The organism is Chloroflexus sp., from assembly GCF_034435895.1.
In the GTDB taxonomy this organism is placed as follows: Bacteria; Chloroflexota; Chloroflexia; order Chloroflexales; family Chloroflexaceae; genus Chloroflexus.
In genome coordinates, this window is record NZ_DAOTWH010000336.1 from 1 (window position 1) to 3771 (window position 3771).

Sequence of the window (3771 nt, forward strand, 5' to 3'; positions counted from 1 at the left end):
CGATCGCCGCCGGCGGGATGACGGCGATGCCGCCGGGTACGGCATCGGCCAGCACCGCCGACAACGCCGCGCCGAAGCAGATCAGAAAGAGATGATGGCGGCGGGCAACCAGCGCCTTTTCGGTCAAGCGGCCATACTCATCGACCGGCGCGTCATAATCGTAACTCGTGGTTATGTGGATCAAATCGCCGCCGACGGTGCGCCCGCCCCAATAGCCGAAATTGGTGCCGCCGGCCCACATCCAATGGCTGAAGCCGGCGCATCCCACTGCCGTCAGTTGATGCAACGTCACATCGAGCTTGGCCGCCGTCTTGCGAGTTTGGCGCTGGCCGCCCCAGTTGTCGAACCAACCACTCCACAGCTCCGAGACAATCATCGGATTATCAGGCCAAAGCTGGCGCGTCTGCACCAACTTCTCGGCGATCCCGCTCCAGCCATTGCGGAACTCGGGATAGCTGGGGGTAGCTCCCATACAGGTATACTGCGGCACCTCGATCCCGCGTTCGCGCGCAGCACGGGCCAGCGTCAACTGATGCTCATCGGCCCCATAGACGCCCGATGCCCAGTGCTCATTCTCGATTTGGCAAAGGATAATCGGCCCACTGCAGGTATACTGGCGTGGCACAAGGATTGGCATCAGGGTGTCAAACCAGCGCAGCACCGCAGTTAAAAAGGCCGGATCATCGGTGCGCAAGCGCACGTCGCCGTTGGCCGTCAACCATGCCGGCAACCCGCCATTTTCCCACTCAGCGCAGATGTAGGGGCCGGGGCGCACAATCGCTTTCAAGCCTAGTTCGTGGCAGAGGTCGAGAAAAGCGCCGAGATCAGCTTCATCGCTAAAATCGAACGCACCGGGTTGCGGCTCGTGGCGATTCCACGGAATGACCGTATCGATCGTGTTGAGACCGGCCCACCGCGCCTGTTCGAGCAGCGGACGCCACTCGGCGCGCGGCCAGCGGAAATAGTGAATACATCCCGAGAGGAGATAGAAAGGTTGGCCGTCAAGTTCGATCCCGTTGCGGCCAACGGAAACAGTGGCGCTCATATTCAACCTCGCTCATCACTCCACATCAGCTTTGACGCGGTATGTCCTTAATCATGACATAGACGGGTGGAACTGTCGAATGCAAACATTGTGCGTAGAAGCACAAAAAATCGATTCGGCATCACTGGTTGCTCACCTAGTGCTCAAGCTGTATGTAAGGCGATTAGATTTCAGTACTCGTGCGTTCATAATAAAGGCATACGGCCATCCTACGCCTAGGCCGCCGTGTTGACACATCAAGCGATTGGAGGGCGTATGCAACGATTACTGCGGTTTGGGTTAGCCGCCCTTCGTGCTGGCGATCTTTCTCGGTCTTGCGATCGTGACGGGTGTCGTCTCTTGGCAAATCCTGTCATCAGTCACTGAAGAGCAGGCCAATACGCCCCGAGCGACGGCGGTACCGCCGGCATACATCTGGGAGGCCGGCGAGTATCTGTCAGCGGTCTTTGTGCCGGATGGCCGGTTAGCGGTGGCGAGCAGCTACCAGACCACCATCCTCAGCTTTCCAGATAACCAACCCCTCACATTCTTTCCCGCCGGTGGCTATCTGGCCGTGAGCCCTGATAGTTTATGGTTGGCGGTCGGTCAACGTGGCACGGTCAGGATCTATGATCTGGCCAGCGGCAAGCTGCGCGCGTACCTTGTCTGCTGGTTGCCGCCAGAAGGGTGGATAGAGATGTGGCTCGCGTTTTCACCCGATGGCCGTACCTTGGCCTTGACCGAGGCGAACCCTGCCCACGGCCCCGAAGTGCAGCTTTGGGATGTCGCGAACCAGCGCCAACTGTGGTCGGTGCGCATCGACGACCCGGCTATCACGGTAGCGCGGCAACTGGCCTTTAGCCCCGATGGCCGGTACATCGCCGTCACAACCTTGCCGGGGGGGAGTCTGGCTGATTGACGTGGCGCAGGCGGCAGTGGTGCGCCAAATTCAGGCGGAACCGGCGGACAGCCTCGCGTTTAGCCCCGACGGTTCCCGGCTCAGCGTGGGTGGCTATACGATCCGAACCTATGATACCGCAACGTGGGATCTCGTTCACGAACAAACGTTTCCTGTCGTAGGGGAGCAAACGGTTGCCGAACCGTTGACCTTGACCAACACCTTCCGCCTAGACAGCATGCGGGTGGCCATTAGCCCTGCTGGGAAATGGTTAGCCGCGCCGGCTGCCTATCCTGCGTCGGGATCTGATTTCTTCTTTGGCCGAAATCCGCCACGGCAACCGATTACGTTGCGCCGGCTGGCTGATGGAGAGCAGGGGTATCGCTTGAGAGGCAGCCAAAACCGAGTACGGCACCTGATGTTTAGTCCTGACGGGCAGTGGTTGGTGGATGTCGGGTACAACGAGGTACAGGTGTCGCCGGTGGGGCAATCAGTAATTGGCATGGCGAGGGGGCGTAGCGCCCGAAGCAATCCCCCGCTTCAGTGGACGGGATTCCTGAGCGGAGAAGATTTCCATCCAGCGAAGGTCTTGTTGGATACGTGTATTGCTAGACCTTCCAAAAATTCACCAAATAGAGTCTCTTCCTGCGAAGATAAATGTGCTTCCAGTAAGAGACGAATGAGATCAGATGCGATGAGAATATTTTTAGCGAGAAAGAGGTAAGAGTTTTTGCGTTTGAGAATCTGTTCAAGCTTGAGGCTACGCAAGCTATCGAGGCGCTTCTCATGAAACGCACCAATGTGAGATTGGATGTAGTGGCGCGTCGCGGTGATAATTACTGTTCACAACAATCTCAGCGCCTTCTCTGTAATTGTATCTTCTGCCAACGCAAAATACTCTGGCAGAATCTCAATCCCGATTCCGCGCCGGTTCATCCGGCGCGCTACTTTGATGGCGGTTCCCGATCCCATCAATGGATCAAGTACAGTGTCACCTTCTTGGGTAAACAATTTGATAAACCACTCAGGCAGCGCCTCGGGGAAGACGGCGCTATGGCGACGATTACTTGTTTCGGTGGCGAGATGCAGCACATTGGTCGGGTACACTTGATCGCGACTTAACCAGTTTGCAACTCGTTTCCCGAACCCGCTGCCGACCCGTGAGTTGTCTCTTATGAGATCGGTTTGGCTTAGGTTTTTGAGCCGTTTATCAGCCCAGTCTCCCATCGGCACCATGACCGCTCCCTGAAACATTTTGAAACGCTTGGTCTTGTTAAACTGTATCAAGCGCTCCCATGCATCACGAAGGCGATTCGGCCACTTACCGGGATAGCAATTCTTTTTATGCCAAATAAATTCTTCCGTCCATAGCCAGCCTCGTTGGCGTAACGCTAAAATAAGCTCAATCACATAGGTGTGGCGTTCACCATTTTCAGCTTTCTCTTTGATATTGAGAATGAATGTACCATCTGGTTTCAGAACACGCAACAATTCTTGACCAACTGGCAAAAACCACTCCACATATTCTTCAGGCGCAATGCCGCCATACGTGTGTTTACGCCGATCGGCGTACGGCGGTGAAGTGAAAATCTAGTCAACTGAGTCAGATGGCAACGTTTTTAAGACATCTCGGCAATCGCCAAGAATAAGTTGAACCGCGTTTGGCGCTTCCATAGTGGTCAAGACATCCTTAATTGCGAAATATATAGAACATCTTTTCAGATTTTTGCTTATTACTCGCACCTCGTCAAACCTCCACCACCTGCACTGCGGCTCGCCGCAGCCGGTCGCGGAGGGCGCGACCAAGGCCGGCGTCGTCGAGGTCGCGGGCTAGCATGCGATCGGGCTG

The 3771-nt window shown here is 56.1% G+C and carries 3 protein-coding genes and 1 pseudogene; 1 reads left to right on the forward strand and 3 read right to left on the reverse strand.

What is annotated here, in order from left to right:
- On the reverse strand, positions 1-1045 hold a 1045-nt coding region (locus tag U9R81_RS18645; protein ID WP_322496914.1), incomplete at its 3' end, for a beta-galactosidase.
- 292 nt (positions 1046-1337) lie between these two features.
- Between U9R81_RS18645 and U9R81_RS18650 the strand changes: the two genes are divergently transcribed.
- Positions 1338-1943: a hypothetical protein gene (locus U9R81_RS18650; RefSeq protein ID WP_322496915.1), complete on the forward strand. Its 606-nt coding sequence runs from the start codon at positions 1338-1340 to the stop codon at positions 1941-1943.
- A gap of 519 nt (positions 1944-2462) precedes the next feature.
- On the opposite strand, the gene U9R81_RS18655 is transcribed toward U9R81_RS18650, so the two are convergent.
- Positions 2463-2759, reverse strand: a complete 297-nt coding sequence (locus U9R81_RS18655; protein WP_322496916.1) for a PmeII family type II restriction endonuclease — start codon at positions 2757-2759, stop codon at positions 2463-2465.
- Between the two features lie 6 nt (positions 2760-2765).
- Positions 2766-3596, reverse strand: a pseudogene (locus U9R81_RS18660) (DNA-methyltransferase).
- Positions 3597-3771 lie beyond the last annotated feature (175 nt).